21 protein-coding genes are annotated in these 15497 nt (G+C 68.0%); 10 read left to right on the top strand and 11 right to left on the bottom strand.

From position 1 onward, the window contains the following. Window positions 1-32 precede the first annotated feature (32 nt). Window positions 33-512, top strand: a complete 480-nt coding sequence (locus tag VJ162_RS05340) for an NUDIX domain-containing protein (protein ID WP_324662883.1) — start codon at window positions 33-35, stop codon at window positions 510-512. Between the two features lie 273 nt (window positions 513-785). On the opposite strand, the gene VJ162_RS05335 is transcribed toward VJ162_RS05340, so the two are convergent. From VJ162_RS05335 to VJ162_RS05320, 4 genes are read right to left on the bottom strand one after another with little or no spacing between them, the layout of a single operon-like run. Beyond that, window positions 786-1868 (bottom strand): asparagine synthase C-terminal domain-containing protein, encoded by a 1083-nt coding sequence (locus VJ162_RS05335; protein WP_324662881.1) that lies wholly within the window; start codon window positions 1866-1868, stop codon window positions 786-788. Between the two features lie 2 nt (window positions 1869-1870). Next, window positions 1871-2557 (bottom strand): PHP domain-containing protein, encoded by a 687-nt coding sequence (locus VJ162_RS05330; RefSeq protein WP_324662880.1) that lies wholly within the window; start codon window positions 2555-2557, stop codon window positions 1871-1873. 46 nt (window positions 2558-2603) lie between these two features. Then, window positions 2604-3815 carry a TIGR04347 family pseudo-SAM/SPASM protein gene (locus tag VJ162_RS05325; RefSeq protein WP_324662878.1) on the bottom strand — a complete coding sequence of 404 codons (1212 nt, stop codon included), beginning with the start codon at window positions 3813-3815 and terminating at the stop codon, window positions 2604-2606. Continuing rightward, window positions 3812-4138: an Htur_1727 family rSAM-partnered candidate RiPP gene (locus tag VJ162_RS05320; RefSeq protein WP_324662877.1), complete on the bottom strand. Its 327-nt coding sequence runs from the start codon at window positions 4136-4138 to the stop codon at window positions 3812-3814. Before VJ162_RS05320 ends, VJ162_RS05325 begins: the two co-directional genes overlap by 4 nt. 322 nt (window positions 4139-4460) lie before the next feature. On the opposite strand from VJ162_RS05320, the gene VJ162_RS05315 reads away from it, so the two are divergent. The 3 genes from VJ162_RS05315 to VJ162_RS05305 all read left to right on the top strand — a co-directional run bounded on the left by VJ162_RS05315 (window position 4461) and on the right by VJ162_RS05305 (window position 5495). Then, on the top strand, window positions 4461-4838 hold the full coding sequence (locus tag VJ162_RS05315) for a winged helix-turn-helix domain-containing protein (RefSeq protein WP_324662876.1): 378 nt from the start codon (window positions 4461-4463) through the stop codon (window positions 4836-4838). Between the two features lie 2 nt (window positions 4839-4840). After that, a complete protein-coding gene (locus VJ162_RS05310) occupies window positions 4841-5140 on the top strand; it encodes a DUF7521 family protein (RefSeq protein ID WP_324662875.1) in 300 nt (99 codons plus the stop codon). A 61-nt stretch (window positions 5141-5201) separates the two neighbouring features. Then, a complete protein-coding gene (locus tag VJ162_RS05305) occupies window positions 5202-5495 on the top strand; it encodes a DUF7521 family protein (RefSeq protein ID WP_324662874.1) in 294 nt (97 codons plus the stop codon). Window positions 5496-5590: 95 nt separating this feature from the next. Here the strand turns inward: VJ162_RS05305 and VJ162_RS05300 are convergent, their stop codons facing one another. Both VJ162_RS05300 and VJ162_RS05295 read right to left on the bottom strand, forming a co-directional pair. Continuing rightward, window positions 5591-6013 carry a thiol-disulfide oxidoreductase DCC family protein gene (locus VJ162_RS05300; protein WP_324662873.1) on the bottom strand — a complete coding sequence of 141 codons (423 nt, stop codon included), beginning with the start codon at window positions 6011-6013 and terminating at the stop codon, window positions 5591-5593. Further along, window positions 6010-6714 (bottom strand): YqjF family protein, encoded by a 705-nt coding sequence (locus VJ162_RS05295; RefSeq protein ID WP_324662872.1) that lies wholly within the window; start codon window positions 6712-6714, stop codon window positions 6010-6012. Before VJ162_RS05295 ends, VJ162_RS05300 begins: the two co-directional genes overlap by 4 nt. Before the next feature lie 84 nt (window positions 6715-6798). On the opposite strand from VJ162_RS05295, the gene VJ162_RS05290 reads away from it, so the two are divergent. Both VJ162_RS05290 and purL read left to right on the top strand, forming a co-directional pair. Then, the gene (locus VJ162_RS05290) at window positions 6799-7392 is read left to right on the top strand and encodes a TetR/AcrR family transcriptional regulator (RefSeq protein ID WP_324662871.1); all 594 of its coding nucleotides are present in this window, start codon (window positions 6799-6801) and stop codon (window positions 7390-7392) included. Window positions 7393-7456: 64 nt separating this feature from the next. Beyond that, entirely contained in the window at window positions 7457-9619 is a 2163-nt protein-coding gene (gene purL, locus VJ162_RS05285) for a phosphoribosylformylglycinamidine synthase subunit PurL (protein WP_324662869.1), read from the top strand. Here purL and VJ162_RS05280 read toward each other — a convergent pair whose 3' ends face one another. After that, a complete protein-coding gene (locus tag VJ162_RS05280) occupies window positions 9620-10084 on the bottom strand; it encodes a pyridoxamine 5'-phosphate oxidase family protein (protein WP_324662868.1) in 465 nt (154 codons plus the stop codon). Window positions 10085-10220: 136 nt separating this feature from the next. Further along, the gene (locus tag VJ162_RS05275; RefSeq protein WP_262178583.1) at window positions 10221-10412 is read right to left on the bottom strand and encodes a DUF7550 family protein; all 192 of its coding nucleotides are present in this window, start codon (window positions 10410-10412) and stop codon (window positions 10221-10223) included. A 167-nt stretch (window positions 10413-10579) separates the two neighbouring features. Here VJ162_RS05275 and hisF point away from each other — a divergent pair, with 167 nt between their 5' ends. Next, window positions 10580-11395, top strand: a complete 816-nt coding sequence (hisF, locus tag VJ162_RS05270) for an imidazole glycerol phosphate synthase subunit HisF (RefSeq protein ID WP_324662867.1) — start codon at window positions 10580-10582, stop codon at window positions 11393-11395. A gap of 11 nt (window positions 11396-11406) precedes the next feature. Here hisF and VJ162_RS05265 read toward each other — a convergent pair whose 3' ends face one another. Further along, window positions 11407-11640, bottom strand: a complete 234-nt coding sequence (locus tag VJ162_RS05265; RefSeq protein ID WP_324662866.1) for a HalOD1 output domain-containing protein — start codon at window positions 11638-11640, stop codon at window positions 11407-11409. Between the two features lie 153 nt (window positions 11641-11793). On the opposite strand from VJ162_RS05265, the gene VJ162_RS05260 reads away from it, so the two are divergent. Next, a complete protein-coding gene (locus VJ162_RS05260) occupies window positions 11794-12630 on the top strand; it encodes a hypothetical protein (protein WP_324662865.1) in 837 nt (278 codons plus the stop codon). 4 nt (window positions 12631-12634) lie between these two features. Here the strand turns inward: VJ162_RS05260 and VJ162_RS05255 are convergent, their stop codons facing one another. After that, window positions 12635-12919, bottom strand: a complete 285-nt coding sequence (locus tag VJ162_RS05255) for a DNA-directed RNA polymerase subunit L (protein ID WP_324662864.1) — start codon at window positions 12917-12919, stop codon at window positions 12635-12637. 109 nt (window positions 12920-13028) lie between these two features. Between VJ162_RS05255 and VJ162_RS05250 the strand changes: the two genes are divergently transcribed. Next, a complete protein-coding gene (locus VJ162_RS05250) occupies window positions 13029-13199 on the top strand; it encodes a hypothetical protein (RefSeq protein WP_324662863.1) in 171 nt (56 codons plus the stop codon). Next, window positions 13196-14173: a magnesium/cobalt transporter CorA gene (gene corA, locus VJ162_RS05245; RefSeq protein ID WP_324662862.1), complete on the top strand. Its 978-nt coding sequence runs from the start codon at window positions 13196-13198 to the stop codon at window positions 14171-14173. Before VJ162_RS05250 ends, corA begins: the two co-directional genes overlap by 4 nt. Here the strand turns inward: corA and VJ162_RS05240 are convergent. Further along, window positions 14168-15394, bottom strand: coding sequence for a tripartite tricarboxylate transporter permease (locus VJ162_RS05240; protein ID WP_324662861.1), 1227 nt, complete (start codon window positions 15392-15394; stop codon window positions 14168-14170). The two genes, corA and VJ162_RS05240, sit on opposite strands and share 6 nt — an antisense overlap. Window positions 15395-15497: the final 103 nt, after the last annotated feature.

Below are 15497 nucleotides of genomic sequence, written 5' to 3'. Positions count from 1 at the left end.
CGTAGTTCTCGCTGGCACCCATCCGCGCGTCCATGGAGACGACTCGGCATTTTGTCGCGACCGTCTACGCCGTCCACGACGGCGCCGTCGCCTTGCACGAACACGACAAGCTGGAGATGTGGCTGCCCGCCGGCGGTCACCTCGACCGCGACGAACTCCCCCACGCGGCCGCACTGCGGGAGACCGAAGAGGAGCTGGGACTGGCCGTCGATCTCGTCGCGCCACAGGAGGCCATCGCGAGTGAGACGGTCCGGTCGATTCCCCAGCCACAGCACTTTCTGGTCGAGGATATCAACGTCGACCAGAGTGGCGAGGTGGGCCACCAGCACATTGACTTCATCTTCTACGGCGCGGCCCCGGACCGGGATATCGAGCCGGGCCCAGGCGAGCAGCCGGCCGCGGACTGGACGTGGTTCTCCGCCGGAGAACTGCAGGCCCGCAGCGACGAGATTCCGGCCGACGTGGTCGAAATCGGCCGGCGGGCCATCGAGACCGTCGACGCTCGCCCGTAGATTCACGTACCGAAACGGGAACAGCGGCCCGTATGCGCCAAGAACTGCCGCGGGCCGGCCGAGCGACCCGTCCACGAGAGCGCCGCTCTCGTGGAAGTGTGTAAACGGGCGGGCAGCGCCCGTGAGCGGCTGGCGGCCGAGCGGTCCGTGAGCGGGACCGTCCGTTCGCTACTGCTCCCCTGCTGGCTCACGAGTGTACCGTTCGCCACGAGACGTGGAGCGTCCCGCTGTCACCGCGTCGCTTCGTGGTCTCTCACGGTGGTCGGTACCACGCTACAGTAAGGACTCGATATACTTGGTGACGTGGTCGTCCATCCGGCGCTTGTAGCCGGCCTGACGGGCCAGCCGGTCGAGTTCGCGTGCGGCCAGCGAGCCGTACTGGGCGGCCTTCTTGTCCCGCATCGCGATGGATTCGGGAAGCGAGTGCAGCGCGGCCTGCCGGAGCGCCCACTTGCGCGTCTCGCCGTCGACGAGCATCCGGTCGTCCAGCCGGAGTGCGACGGACACCACGCGGTCGTGCAACAGCGGCGTGACCGGTTCGACGCCGGCCGCCCACAGGGCCAGTACGTCCCGCGGGAGCTGGTCGGGCAGCGTCGCGATGACCTCCCGCTGGGCGCCACGGACGGTGTCGGCCTCGACGCGGGGGTCGTCGGGCGCCTTCTCAACCTTGGCGTACCCGCCAAAGAGCTCGTCGGCGCCCTGGCCCAGCGCGAGGCGGTCGAACCCGTCGGCGGCGACGCGCTCGGCGGTGAGATACAGCGGGAGCGCTATCTGCACCGACATCGCGTCGGTCCGGCCGGTCGCGGCGGCAATCTCGGGAACGGCCCGCTCGATGGCGTCGTGGGTCAGCTCGACCACCCGGAGTTCCCGGTCCAGCAGGTCGGCCGCCGAGCGGGCCGCCTCGACGTCGTGACTCTCCGGGAAACCGGTGACGTACAGCGGGGCGTCCAGCCGCGCCGCGAGCAGCGCCGAGTCGACCCCACCGGAGAAGGCGATGGCCAGGCCGTCGGTGTCGACGCTATCGACGCTCATCTCGACGGCGCCACGGACGCGCTCGGTAGCCGTCGCCCGGTCGTCGAAGGGCTCGGGGTCGGGCAGCGTCCACACTGTCCGTTCACCCTCGCTGTCCCGGACGCACCCGGCCGGGAACAGCTCTGGATCGGCGAGTTCAGTCGGTTTGTGGCTCCAGTCCGGCATCGGCCCCCCGGACAGCGCCCCTTCGATGAACAGCGGCTCGCGGCCCAGCACGTCCCTCACCAGTGTCCCGTCGAGTTCGCCGGCGAACCCGGTGGTGCCGGGAAGCGGGTCACTGCTGGCAAGCGCCGCCCGGACGACGTCGTCAGTTGCACCCCGCATCGTCACTCCAGCAAGCCGTCCAGACGGCTCGTGATTCGGCGTTTGACGCCGCCGGCGGCCTGCCGGAAGCTGATGCGCCACGGCGTTCGCTCGCCCTCGACGGTCGTGCGGCCCTCCCGGATGGCGTCCAGAATCGCGGCCACCGACGCCTCGTCGGCGTCGACCGTCGTCACCGCCTGCCCGACCATCTCGGCGATGTGGGCGTCGCTGCCGGCGGTCATCGGGAGCCCGCGCCGTCTGGCGAACCGCTCGGCCTGTCGGTTCGAGCGGCCGGTGAGCAGCCGGGAGTTGTACACCTCGATGGCGTCGGCGGTCGCGAGCTCCTCTTTCGATATCTTGTCGAGGACGCCGTGGCGCGACTCCTGAAACGGGTGTGGGACCACGGCCAGACCGCCCTGTTTGCGGATGCGGTCGAGCGTCTCCGCGAACGAAAGCCCCGGGGGAACCGCCTCGGAGATACCAAGCGCAAGAACGTGCCCGGCGCTGGAGGAGATCTCCATCCCGGGGATGCCCACTAGCCCGTAGTCGGGGGCCAGCTCGGCAGCCCGACGGCTGGCTTCGAGCTCGTCGTGGTCAGTGACGGCCAGGGCGTCCAGTCCAACGGCGCGGGCCTGTTCGAGGAGCAACTCGACAGGGTCCCGCCCGTCGTGAGACAGCGATGAGTGGGTGTGAAGCTCGACCGACAGCACGCCCGTTGATAGCGATGGCTGGGGCAAAAGCGCCCCGGTCCGCGTCTCAGTCAGATTCGGCCCGCCCGAACCGGGTCGAGCCGCTGACTTCGGCGTCGGTGAGATAGCACTGCGGGTCGGGCGCGAAGAGGTCGTCCTCGACGGTCAGCGCGCGCAGCCTGGAGGCGCCGCGACACACGTCGGCGTACCGGCAGTCCGCACAGCGACCCGTGAGGTGGTCCTCACGATTCCGTAGCGCCCGGAGGAGCGGGTTCGACTCGTCCTCCCAGATGGCACCGAAAGAGCGGTCACGGACGTTCCCGAGCGAGTACCCCTGCCAGAACTGCGTGAGGTGGACGTTCCCCTGGTAGTCGATGTCGGCGACGCGTTCGCCGGTCGGGTCGCCGCCGTTGACTCGCAGATACTCGTAGACGTGGCGGGCCTGTGTCTCGCCCATGTGCTCCCGGGCGTACTCGACCAGGTAGGCCGCGTCGGCGTAGTTACCCACGAGCAGCGTCTCTATCTCCTCGCCCCGGTCGTGGTACTTGCGGGTCATGTCACAGACCCGCTTTACGGCCTCGCGGCGGTCGGCCGGCGAGAGGTCAGCGTCGACAATCTCGGTTCCCCGGCCGCCGTAGTCCAGGTGATAAAAGCAAAAGCGGTCGACGCCGACGTCGGTCAGCATCTCCACGACCCCCTCCAGATCGGCGGCGTTGCGCTCCGTGATGGTGTATCGCAGCCCGGTCTTCAGGCCGGCGTCGAGGCAGTTCTCGATACCCTGGACTGCCCCGTCAAAGGCGCCGTCGACGCCGCGGAAGTCGTCGTTTCGCTCCGGGAGGCCGTCGACGGAGACGCCGGCGTATTTCAGTCCGGCGTCCTTGAGCGACTCGGCGCGTTCCTCGGTGATGAGCGTCCCGTTGGTCGACAGCACCGGTCGGACGCCGACCTCGTTCGCGTAGGCGACCAGCTCTTCGAGGTCCTGGCGGACGAGTGGCTCCCCGCCCGAGAACAGCACCACCGGAGCGCCGTAGTCGGCGAGGTCATCGAGCAGTGCTTTCCCCTCGGCCGTCGAGAGCTCCCCGTCGGCTATCTCGGTGTCGGCGGCGGCATAGCAGTGGTCACAGTAGAGGTTACACTGCTTGGTGACGTTCCAGACGACGACCGGCCGGCGCTGTTTCCGGTCCCGGATCTGTCGCTTCGTCGACTCCTCGGCGGCGTCGTACCGCAGGCCGTCGCCCTCCGCGTCGAGGTCGGTCAGCAGCTTCGAGACCGATATCATTCGGCTTCCCCCCGAAGCGTCTCGGCGTCCATCTCCCCTTTCTCCATCGTCGGTGTCGCCCCCTCGCCGCCCTCCCCGGGTGCCCCCGTCGCGCCGACGCCGAGGTCGCCCTCCTGTACCCGGACCGTCTCGTCGGCCGGACAGAGCCACAGCGCCGCGGCAGCGTGGCCAAACAGCGTCGCGGCCTGCTCCCGGGCGACGGCGGCCGTCGGCGCGCTCACGCTGCCGGCGTGTGTGAGCGGTTCGGCCTCGCTCTCGCGGCAGAACACTTCCCACTCGCGACTGGTAGCCCCCCGCGGCGCGTCGACTGTCTTGTCGTCCATACCAGCGTCAGGGACTGTCCGGAAAAAACGCTGCCAGTGCGTTCTCAGCGACTGGGAACCGCCGGGGGGTGTCCCGACCCGGCCCGCCGACGGCTCGCGGGGGTCGATGTGGTCGGTCATGTGTGTTGGTTCACAACGGGGGGTCAAACCCCCAGGCGGGTGTTCCCGGACCGACAGAAACGTTCCCAGTCACCGGGAACAGTCAGCGAATTTATGAGTGTCGTCCGGCACGCGTAAGCGTCAGTCTACTGGCACCAATACGGCCGTGGCCTGACCGGAGACGGTGAAACTAAAGGTATCCGGACAAGAAGCCGTGTCAAGGATGGTCCGGGACCCCGTGTCCGACGAGGAGGCGCCGGAGCTGACGACGGTCCTCGATGCGCTGGACGACGAGGACTGTCGTGCTATCGTCAGCGTGCTCGCCGAGCCGATGACCGCAAGCGAGATCTCGGAGGAAAGCGGTGTCCCGCTCTCGACGACCTACCGGAAACTGGAACTGCTTACGGACTCCTCGCTGCTGTACGAGGGCGTCGAGGTCCGGTCGGACGGCCAACACGCCAGCCGCTACGCCATCGATTTCGAGGAGGTCGTTATCTCGCTGGACGAGGTCCGCGAGTTCGAGGTAGAGATATCCCACCGACCACGGTCGCCGGACCAGCGTCTGGAGAACCTCTGGTCGGAAGTTCGAAAGGAGACATAACTATGGTACACATCCCAAGCGCTCAGATCGGTATTGTCGTCGCGAAGACGCTCACACTCATCATGGGCGGGCTCATCACCTACTTCTCGTATAAGACCTATCGCCGGACCGGCGCTTCCCAGCACAGGTGGCTCACGCTGGGGTTCGGTGTCATCACTGTCGGGGCGATACTCGGCGGCGTGCTCGACCTTGCCGTCAGCCGGTTTTTCGCCGAGGACCTGCTGTACACTAGCGTCTTCGTCTCCAGTACGCTGACCGCGGTCGGACTCGGCGTCATCCTCTACTCGCTGTACGTGCGGTAGCGTTCCCAGTTTCTGACAACATTGATAATCGTATTTATTCCAGGGAGTCGGTATCAGTGACATGGTCTCCCTCAGTACGGTCTTGCTGGTCGCGGCCAAAACGCTCACCCTGGCCTGTGGTGTGGTGTTGACAACGCTGACCCACAGAGCCTACAGACGGACCCGCTCGACGGCGATGCGGGTCCTCTCGGTCGGCATCGGGCTGGTGACCGCCGGGGCGGTTCTGGCGGGGAGTCTGAACCAGCTGGTGGGGGTCCCTCTCGTCGTCAGTACCACGGTCGAGAGTGTCTTCACCGCGGCCGGCTTTCTGGTGATGACCTACTCGCTGTACTCGGACCGCCTGGCCGGAACCTGAGGCGGTACAGGCGGGATAGCCCGGTCGGCGCGGGACCGACTGACCAGCCACACAGGGGACCTCACCGCGGTCCGGACCGTACTGGCACTGCTCGACTAGCCGAGAAACCGGTCGCTGACGTCGTCGTCTGGCAGCATACACCGGTCCTTCCGGCCGAACACGTCGTAGCGGTTGGCGGCGACAACGTCGTACAGCCCGTCCCGAACCGACTGGGGAACGACACGCCCCACCGTCGCGGCCCGGTAGGGCCACCCCAGCAGTTTGGCGACCCGGATGACCGCTTCTGACTTCCGGTACACTTCGCCGTCATCGACGAGGACGACGCTGTCGAGGTCGCTCGGCGGCAGCCCGTGCCCCGCCAGCAGCGCCTTGCCCGCCGCCGACTGCAGCGGGGCGAACCGAATCCTCCCCTCGGGGTCCCGCGGGATGATGAACTGGACGACGCCGTTACAGAGGTTACAGACCCCGTCGAACAGCAAGACCGGGTGGTCACCGCCGGGCGCTTTACTGTCGCTCACGCCTTCCCCTCCGGGGCGCGTCTGCTTGGCTCGGCGACCACGTCGAGCCCGGGGCTGTAGAAGTAGACGGGCTCGCCGTCGGGTCGGTCGAACCCGTCCGCCGAACAGAGGGTGTCGGTCTCGACCTCGGCCGCCGCGGGGTACAGCGTCCACGGGTCGTGGGACACGTCGGTGTACCGGAGGGTCCCGTCGGGGGCCTCCGTGTAGAAGCGGTACCGCTCGACGAGGAACTCCCCGAGCGGGTCGTCGGGCGCGCTGAAGGGCTCGCTGGTCGGCCAGTAGGTCGCCTCGTAACGGGCTGGACGGGCCCCGGGATGTCTGCGTCGGCTGCTGAACTGGACCCGGCCGTCCGCCCACGAAAGCGAGATGCGGGCGTAGTAGTACGGCAGGTGATGGAAGATTCGGGCGCCGACGACGCTGCTTACGCCCTGTGCGTCAAGGCTGAAGAAGTAGACGCTGGGCTCGCCGTCGCGGGTGACGTAGGTGCGGACGTTGAGTTCGGGCAGCGGGACGCTGGCCCACCGCGGCAGTCCCTTCGGCCGGACCTCGACGTTGGTAAAGGGTATCACCGACAGCCACGCCGAGCCGTCGAACGTATCGGGGCTGAGCGACGCCGGCAGATGGGCGTCCATCAGGGCCGGGTCGACGGGCCAGTTCTCGAAGAGGAGATGTCGCCACCCCATCTCCAGTGGGAGGACCATACGTCCGGTTGGGGGCCGAGCGGAAAAAGTACTCCCGTCGGCTCACAGCGAAACGCTGAAACGACTGAGCACCCACTCGGTCGTATGGCGAGCCCCGATATGGACGCGGACGCCTGCGAGAGTGTCGCCCTCGCGGTCCAGCAAGCCCTCGCTCAGCACGGCTACGAACGGCTGACGACGGCCAAGATCGCCGAGAAGTACGAGAACAGCGAGGCGGGGCTCTACTACTACTTCGACAGCAAAGACGAGATGATCGCGGCCTTTCTGGATCTCGCTGCTGACTACATCCGGGAAGACCTGCTGCGCGTCGAGACTGATGACCCCGAAACGGCGATGCGAAACGCCTGTACCTTTCTCTTTCGCACGCCCGACCACGAGTACGCCGGCATCGCCGTCGCTATCATGGAGCTGCTCTCGCACGCGCCGTACAACGAGACGCTCCGGGCGCCGCTGTTGGAACTGGAGACCGCCTGTCTCGACGCGCTGACCGACATCGTCGCCGCGGGCGTCGAGCAGGGCGTGTTCCGGGAGGTAGAGCCCCGGGCTACCGCGGCGTTCCTCCTTGCGGCGGCCGACGGGTCTACGGGTATTGCCGTCGCCTTGGAGATGGACGTGACCGACGACCTCCGCCGGGGGTGGACGGACTACGTCGACAGTCTGCTCGCCGAGTCCGGGTAGCTCGGCGCCCGTCGCCGGCCCTGCATGGAAAGCGATTTAGCCGGGCGGAGGCCAGGCACACCTAATGAGCCTGTCCGACGCTGACCACGAGCTAGTGGTCGAAGAAATCGGTCGGGAGCCAACGCGAGCAGAGGCCGCACTCTTCGAGAACCTCTGGAGCGAGCACTGTGCCTACCGCTCCTCGCGTCCGCTCCTGACCGCCTTCGACAGTGAGGGCGACCAGGTCGTCATCGGTCCCGGTGACGACGCCGCCGTGGTCTCCCTGCCGACCTACGACGGCGACGAGATGTACATCACGCTTGGGGTCGAGTCACACAACCACCCCTCCTACGTCGACCCCTTCGACGGGGCGGCGACCGGTGTCGGCGGTATCGTCAGGGACACCCTCTCGATGGGTGCCTACCCCATCGCGCTCGCGGACTGTCTGTACTTCGGCGACTTCGAGCGCGAACACTCCCAGTATCTCTTCGAGGGCGTCGTCGAGGGCATCTCCCACTACGGCAACTGCATCGGCGTCCCCACTGTCGCGGGGTCGGTCGCCTTCCACGAGGACTACGAGGGGAACCCGCTGGTCAACGTCTCCTGTATCGGCCTGCTGGAGCCCGAACGCACGATTACCGCCGAGGCCCAGGAGCCGGGCAACAAGCTCGTCCTCGTCGGCAACTCGACGGGTCGGGACGGGCTGGGCGGCGCCTCGTTCGCCAGCGAGGACCTCGCCGAGGACGCCGAGACCGAGGACCGGCCGGCGGTCCAGGTCGGCGACCCCTACGCCGAGAAGCTGCTCATCGAGTGCAACGAGGCGCTGCTCGACGAGGAACTCATCGAGTCGGCCCGGGACCTCGGGGCCGCCGGACTCGGCGGCGCGTCCTCCGAACTGGTCGCGAAGGGTGGTCTGGGCGCACGCATCGAGCTCGACCGCGTCCACGAGCGCGAACCGAACATGAACGCGATGGAGTACCTGCTGGCCGAGAGCCAGGAGCGGATGGTCTACGAGGTCGCACCCGAGAACGTAGAGCGCGTCGCCGAGCTGGCCGAGCGGTTCGACCTCGGCTGTTCGGTCATCGGCGAGCTCACCGAACCCGGGACGAACTACGTCTGTACGTTCGAGGGCGAGACGGTCGTCGACGTCGAGGCCGAGTTCCTCGGCGACGGCGCGCCGATGAACGACCTGCCCAGCGAGGCCCCGCCGGTCCAGGAGCGGGACCTGCCGACGATGGACCTCGCGGCGGCGTTCGACCGAATCGTCGCCAGCCCGAACACGGCCTCAAAGCGGTGGGTCTACCGCCAGTACGACCACGAGGTCCAGGTCCGGACGAGCGTCCTGCCGGGCGACGACGCCGCCCTGCTTGCGATTCGTGAATCGGGCACTGGCCTCGCGTTCTCGGCCGGCGCCGACCCCAACTGGACCGACGCGGCGCCCTACGACGGGGCCCGCGCGGTCGCGCTGGAAAACGCCACGAACGTCGCGGCCAAGGGGGCGGTCCCCCACGCCGCCGTCGACTGTCTGAACGGCGGCAACCCCGAGAAGCCCGACGTCTACGGCGGCTTCAAAGGTATCGTCGACGGGCTCGCGGACATGTGCAGCGAGCTCGACGTGCCCGTCGTCGGCGGGAACGTCTCGCTGTACAACGACTCGGCGACCGGCCCCATCCCGCCGACGCCGACGCTCGCTCTCGTCGGCGTCAAGGAGGGGTACGACGCCCCGCCGATGTCGCTGTCGGGCGAGGGGACCCTGGTCGTCGTCGGCGACACCTCGCTGGAGGGGGAGACCGACCCCCGGCTGGGCGGGTCCGAGTACACCGCCCTCTTCGGCGGGACCGACGCGTTCCCCGAGCTGCCGGCGGACCCCACGGGACTCGTCGAGACCATCGCCGAGGTGGCCGACGAGGACCACGTGCTGGCCTCCCACGACGTGAGCCACGGCGGGCTCGCCGTGACGCTCGCGGAGATGGTCCACGACGACGCCGGTGCCAGCGTCGACCTGGAGACGGTCGACCGCGGGACCAGAAAGCGGCTGCTGTTCAACGAACAGCCCGGCCGCGTCGTCTTCGAGACGACCGACCCCGCCGCGGTGCGGGAGGCCTTCGACGGCGTCGCCCCGGTGACCGAGCTGGGCGAGGCCGACGGCTCGAACCACCTGGAGATCACGGTCAACGACGACCGGCTCCACTACGACGCCGCGGAGATAGCCGAGCTACGCGACACTATCGAGGACGAACTGGCCTGATTACCCCGACTCCGGCCGGACCGCGGCGCCCTCGACCTCGTCGGGGACGAGCCGCCAGCCCTGGACGCCCTCGACGCGTTCGTCGTCCTCGAAGGCCGTCGAGAACCAGGGGTTGTCGTCCAGCGCGTCGACGAGTCGCGCCCAGTCGCTGTCGGTCACACTGACCGGTTCGAGCGGGCCGGTGACCGCCACCGACTGCCAGTCGAATCGTGCTTTGATGTCCGTCACGAGCAGTCTGGCCGTCTTCCCGTTCTCGGCGAACGCGAACTTCTCGCTGTCGGGCCCACTCCGGACGAACGCGAAGAAGATGTCGCCGTCGTCGTAGCCAAAGGACACCGGAATCGTGTACGGTTTCTCGCCCGCGGCCAGTCCGAGTACGCCGTGGTCGGCGACGGTGAGCAGCGCCTCGATCTCGTCTTCGGCCATCGGTTCGCCCGTCCACTGCGCGTAGGGGTCGGTAGCCATGATTAACTAGTCAGACCCTTGTAACTTCAAACGGTACCACCGCTCCCAATGCCTGAGAACATCTAGTGGGAACGGTACCCTGCCATACGGGGCTATCGGTTACCCGGGGGTCGCGAGCAGTGCCCGCCGCCGACAGTCACACGAGCGCGAGCGCGACGCCGAACGTCAGCGCCAGCCCGACGAGCGCGACCGCGGCGCCCTGTCCGACCTGTCCCATGGTGAAGTCGCTCTGGGGGGCCGTCGACCGGAGCGGCGGCGCCGCCGCGGGCAGTTCGACGTGTTCGGGGTCGTAGTCGGGCCGGTCCTCGTCGTGGTGGTCGTCTGCCATACCCCAAGGTGAGAGAGCGACCACCTGTAACTGTCGGATTCGCTCCATCGCTGGGTCCTCCGTCGAAACTACCGAACCGGTAAGGGGCGGGGAGATACGATGCGTGCAGTGGAGAGTTGCGCGAGTCGAAACGATGAAACCACTCTCCCGCGAACTCACAGGCATTAATGACGCTCACTAAGCGCATCATCCCCTGTATCGACGTCGACGTCGACGAGAACGGGGACGCCGCGGTCTACACCGGCGTGAACTTCGAGGATCTTGAGTACACCGGCGACCCGGTCGAGATGGCCAAAGCCTACAACGAGTCGGGAGCCGACGAGTTCGTCTTCCTTGATATCACCGCCTCCGCTGAGGGACGCGAGACGATGCTCGACACCGTCTCCGCCGTGGCCGACGAGGTGTTCATCCCGCTTACGGTCGGTGGCGGTATCCGCACCCGCGAGGACATCAAGGAGACCCTGCGGGCCGGCGCGGACAAGGTCTCGATAAATTCGGGGGCCATCGAGAATCCGGACCTCATCGAGGCGGGCGCGGCGGCCTTCGGGAGCCAGTGTATTGTCATCTCGCTGGACGCCCGGCGGCGGTTCGACGAGCAGGGCGAGCAGTACGTCGAGGTCGACGGCGAGTCCTGCTGGTTCGAGTGTACGGTCAAGGGCGGCCGCGAGGGCACAGGGTTAGACGCCGTCGAGTGGGCCAAGGAGGCCGAACGGCGTGGCGCCGGCGAGATATTCGTCAACTCCATCGACGCCGACGGCACCAAGGACGGCTACGACATCCCGCTGATGAAGGCGGTCTGTGACGCCGTCTCGACGCCGGTCATCGCCTCCTCGGGCTGTGGCGGCCCGGAGGACATGGAGGAAGTCTTCGTCGACGCCGGCGCCGACGCCGGGCTGGCGGCCTCTATCTTCCACTTCGGCGAGTACTCCATTGAGGAAACGAAACAGTATCTCGACGAGCAGGGGATTCCGGTTCGGCTGTAGTCGGGTCGGCGTCACTCGGTGAGGGTCACCGTCAGGTCGGCGTCGACGGTGACGGTGTAGCCGTAGTAGCGAAACGTCACTTCGAGGGGCGCACGGTCCGCCCCGTCGAGTAAGGCGTTCAGTTCGCCCGGGTCGATAGCGTCGTACAGCGGTGTGTCAAGCTCCAGAGGGTCGACTCCAACCTGCCTCGCCACCGTCTCTATCACGGCCTCGCTGGCTGTGTACTGTGTTGACGTTGGGCCCATCTACTGTCTTAACGACCAGTGACACGATAAACGCACGGGAACATCTCCACAGTCGCCGTTCGGAACAAACGTCTGACGCGAACGCCCCGAGACACTCCGGCGGGGGCTGCCCACGCCGCGACGCCTTTGTAGCTCGACTACCTAGCAGGCGTGATGGAATGGCGGTGTGAGTGGTGCGAGAAACCACACGAGGAGAACGACCCGCCCTGTGACAACTGTGGGCACGGTAGCTTCGAGAAGGCGGTCCAGCAGGTCAACCACGAAGTCGTCCCCGGCGGGACCGTCTGGGTCTGTCAGGACTGTGGGCGCTCCCACCAGCGCAACTCGCCGCCCTGCAAGCGCTGTGGCGGCGCGGACCTCCAGTTGCGCGAGGGGCCCCCGGAGACGGACCCCCTAGACGAGATCGGGACCGGCTGGCGGGACGTTCTCGAACCGAAGTACGTCGCCGGCTACGCCGTGGTTGCGGTCCTGCTCGGCGTGCTCCTGCTGTCGGCGGTCGGCGTCGTCTCGCTGCCGACGGTCGGCGGGCCATCTGGGCCGCCGCCGGTCCCCGACGCCCCCGGGAGCGCCGACAGTGCCGGGGGGCTCTCGCTTGCCGGAGTCGAGGACGCTTACGTCGCCGGGCTGAACGAGCGCCGGGAGAACGAGGACGCCGGCGCGCTGGTCCGGAACGCCACCAGCGACGAGGCCGCCGCCTACTACAACAAGGCGACCGTGGCCGCCCTCGCCGGGGAGGGGGAACGCCCCGATCAAGAGGCGATAACCCGCTTTGGGCTCCCGTGTGACTCGCCGACGCGCGTCAGCTATCGGGTGGCGCCCGAACGGACCGGCCAGCCGGTAAGCGACTTCGAGAACGAGAGCCAGCTGGCGACGGCGCTGGTCGACAGCTACGTCGAGCGGGGCAACGCCTTCGAGCGCGGCGACACCGTCGGCGTCGATATCCACGTCGCGCCCGACGACACCGTCTTCGTCACCTACGTGGTCTGCTGAGAATTCAGGCCGCCGACTCGAACGCTTCGGTGAGGTCGTCGGTCTTCTCGATGACGCGGTCCGTGCCATCTTCGAGGGCGTCGAGCGCGTCGACGTCCGTCTCGGTCTTGATGGTCAGGACGGGGTCGGTCTGCCCACCGGACTGTTCCGGGTTGACGTCGTAGGTCGCCGCGGTGACGCCTTCGGTCTCCAGCAGCGCCCCCTTGATGACGTTCATGAACGTGTGGTCCTCGCCCGCAACCTCGATAGAGAGCTCCGTATCCGACTTGTCGATGACGCGCAGATCCATACGGATAGCTACCGGCGCTTGTACCCATCAACGTGTCGCTTCTCCGCAGGCTCGCGGCGGGGACGCTGCCGGGAGTACGCTTTTGTTCCGCCACGGCGATTGAGAGCGCATGAACATCGTCTCGGGTTCCGGACTGGCGCTCTCAGCCGGTGGGGTAGTCGGCTATCTCGTCGGCGTCGCGGCCCCGTTTCCCGGGCGCGCCTTTTCGCTGACGGCGGTGATGGTCGGGGTGACGCTGCTCGCGGTCGGCCGCTCGGACGCGGCGGAGGCCACAGCGTGATATCGGCGCTGGTCTACGCCGGAGAGGAAGCCGTCGCCCACGACGACCTCGCGGAAGCGCGACGGGCCGCCGGCACGACCTGGGTCCACGTCGCGGACGCGACCGACGAGGAGGTCGCGGCGGTCCAGTCGGCTTTCGACCTCCACCCGCTCGCTATCGAGGACATGCGCGACGACGTGCGGGCCAAGACCGAGGAGTTCCGGGAGTACACCTTCGTTCTGCTGAAAGCTATCAGCCTCACGGCCGGCGAGACCACCTTCGAGAAAGAAGTCGAGACCAAGCCCGTCGGCATCTTCATCGGCCGCGACTGGGTGGTCACGCTGGGTACCGGCCCACCCGGACCGATACAGCGCGTGATGGACGCGGCCGAACGCGGCGACGAGCGGCTGCTCCAGCGGGGACCGGACTTCACTGCCTGCCGCGCCATCGAGGTCATCGTCGACGCCTACTTCGACGCGTTAGACGAGATAGAGACCGACATCGAGGAGATAGAGGAGGAGGTGACGGTCTCGACCGACAGCGAGACCATCGAGAAGATAAACGACGTCCGCCGGGACCTGCTCTCCTTTCGCAAGCAGGTGTGGCCGGCCCGCGAGGCCGTCGGCCTGCTCGCCCGGGGGGACCCAAAGCAGGTCCGGCCCCAGACCGAGAAGTACTTCCGGGACATCTACGACCACCTCGTTCAGATCGCCGACCTGACCGAGACCTATCGGGACCTCGTCAGCGGCGCCCGGGACATCTATCTCAACACCGTCTCCCAGTCGACCAACGAGGTGATGAAGGGACTCACCGTCGTCGCGACCATCTTCATCCCACTTACCTTCGTCGCCGGCATCTACGGGATGAACTTCGCCGGCGGGCCCTACAACATGCCGGAGCTGGGCTGGCGGTACGGCTACCCGGCCGCGATGCTCGGTATGCTGTTGATGGGCGCCATCATGCTCTTGCACTTCCGACGGCGCGACTACCTATAGGGCAAGCGGGACCAGCAATACCCCCATGAGCGTCGCCCGCCGACACCCCGTCGTCGGTGGCAGGTGGCCCACCAGCGTCGCGACAGCGAAGATACCGACGCCAAGCGGCCCCGCGAAGACGGCCGACAGCCCCAGCAGGCCCACGAGGACACCGACCGAGAGCCTGGCCGGGTCCAGCCGCCCGACTGTCCGGAGATAGCGATCGCCGAGGTGGGGCACCAGGAGCGCGCCGGCAACCGCCGAGATGGCCACTGCCGCAAGCAGCGACGGGAGCGCAAGCGGGACGCCGGCCCGGTCTAGCGCTACCAGTACGCCGGTCCGGGGGTCGCCAAACACCATCAGCGCGAACAGTGCGAAGACCGCGGTGGCCGTGTTGACGCCGCTGGTCGTCACGACGAACGCCCGCGGGCCGCGCTGGCTTGTCAGCCCGAGCGCCAGCGTCGCGGCGACGGCGCTGGAGACGCCCGGGAGATAGCCGACCGCCGCCCCACACAGCGTCCCGACTGTCGCCAGTGTGGCGACGGTCCGGGGCGGCGTCGTGACCGTCGCGCCCGACTGCGGTGGGACGCCCGCGCCCTCGATGGCCGCCAGCAACACCGGTGCGCCAAACAGCCCCGAAAACACCGGGACCAGCACGTCCGTGACGGGGAGCGCCCCCGCGACCGGCGCATCGAGGACGGCGAGGCCGAGCCCGCCGCTCGCGCCCAGCGAAAGTGTCGCACCGCTCCGCCGACGCCACCCCGGTTCCGAGAGGACAAGCAGAGCGGCGATACCGCCGAGCACGAGCGGAAGGTGTGTGGTGACGAGCGGATACACACGGACCATCAGCCACGTCACGGGGACGGCAAGCGGGACCGCCAGCACGACGGCCCCGCCGCTTCCCAGCGCCGAGAGCCGGAGTGCCTCCCGGCCCCGCCCCTCGATGACCAGCCGGTGGGAGGGCAACGCGCCGGCGGCCATCGCCGGGTCCGGCACGCCCAGGGCCAGCGCCGGCACCACGTCGAGAAAGGTGTGGGTCACCCCCGCGGCCAGCATCGCCGCGCCGACGTACACTCGCGGGCCCGGGACCGACCCGGCCGCCCCCGCCAGCAGGAGCGCGAGCGTGTTGGCGTGCAGGCCGGGGACCAGCCCACTTACCGTCCCGAGTCCGATGCCCCCGACGATGGCCGCGAGCAGGGCGACGACGCCGACGGGGTCGGCCGCGAACCTGACCGGGAGCATGGCGGGGGGTGGACGCCCGCAGGTATTTGAACTTCAGTGAGGACGGGGTCGCCGAGCGGTCCCACAGTGTGGGCGGCGCTGTCGCTGGGCGGTGGCGTCGAAA

Origin of the sequence: Haloarcula sediminis, from assembly GCF_035656455.1 — an archaeon.
Taxonomy (GTDB): domain Archaea; phylum Halobacteriota; class Halobacteria; order Halobacteriales; family Haloarculaceae; genus Haloarcula; species Haloarcula sediminis.
Note: the sequence above shows the minus strand (reverse complement) of the source record. Positions and strands in the feature narration are given on the sequence as shown.

Bases quoted from the DNA above. Each gene is read 5' to 3' on its own strand.
- VJ162_RS05325 (WP_324662878.1), bottom strand. From the start codon at position 3,815: ATGATATCGGTCTCGAAGCTGCTGACCGACCTCGACGCGGAGGGCGAC.
- VJ162_RS05275 (WP_262178583.1), bottom strand. From the start codon at position 10,412: ATGGCAGACGACCACCACGACGAGGACCGGCCCGACTACGACCCCGAA.
- VJ162_RS05340 (WP_324662883.1), top strand. From the start codon at position 33: ATGGAGACGACTCGGCATTTTGTCGCGACCGTCTACGCCGTCCACGAC.
- VJ162_RS05290 (WP_324662871.1), top strand. From the start codon at position 6,799: ATGGCGAGCCCCGATATGGACGCGGACGCCTGCGAGAGTGTCGCCCTC.
- hisF (WP_324662867.1), top strand. From the start codon at position 10,580: ATGACGCTCACTAAGCGCATCATCCCCTGTATCGACGTCGACGTCGAC.
- VJ162_RS05240 (WP_324662861.1), bottom strand. From the start codon at position 15,394: ATGCTCCCGGTCAGGTTCGCGGCCGACCCCGTCGGCGTCGTCGCCCTG.
- VJ162_RS05265 (WP_324662866.1), bottom strand. From the start codon at position 11,640: ATGGGCCCAACGTCAACACAGTACACAGCCAGCGAGGCCGTGATAGAG.
- VJ162_RS05250 (WP_324662863.1), top strand. From the start codon at position 13,029: ATGAACATCGTCTCGGGTTCCGGACTGGCGCTCTCAGCCGGTGGGGTA.
- purL (WP_324662869.1), top strand. From the start codon at position 7,457: ATGAGCCTGTCCGACGCTGACCACGAGCTAGTGGTCGAAGAAATCGGT.
- VJ162_RS05255 (WP_324662864.1), bottom strand. From the start codon at position 12,919: ATGGATCTGCGCGTCATCGACAAGTCGGATACGGAGCTCTCTATCGAG.
- VJ162_RS05310 (WP_324662875.1), top strand. From the start codon at position 4,841: ATGGTACACATCCCAAGCGCTCAGATCGGTATTGTCGTCGCGAAGACG.
- VJ162_RS05320 (WP_324662877.1), bottom strand. From the start codon at position 4,138: ATGGACGACAAGACAGTCGACGCGCCGCGGGGGGCTACCAGTCGCGAG.
- VJ162_RS05295 (WP_324662872.1), bottom strand. From the start codon at position 6,714: ATGGTCCTCCCACTGGAGATGGGGTGGCGACATCTCCTCTTCGAGAAC.
- VJ162_RS05305 (WP_324662874.1), top strand. From the start codon at position 5,202: ATGGTCTCCCTCAGTACGGTCTTGCTGGTCGCGGCCAAAACGCTCACC.
- VJ162_RS05260 (WP_324662865.1), top strand. From the start codon at position 11,794: ATGGAATGGCGGTGTGAGTGGTGCGAGAAACCACACGAGGAGAACGAC.
- VJ162_RS05335 (WP_324662881.1), bottom strand. From the start codon at position 1,868: ATGCGGGGTGCAACTGACGACGTCGTCCGGGCGGCGCTTGCCAGCAGT.
- VJ162_RS05315 (WP_324662876.1), top strand. From the start codon at position 4,461: ATGGTCCGGGACCCCGTGTCCGACGAGGAGGCGCCGGAGCTGACGACG.
- VJ162_RS05280 (WP_324662868.1), bottom strand. From the start codon at position 10,084: ATGGCTACCGACCCCTACGCGCAGTGGACGGGCGAACCGATGGCCGAA.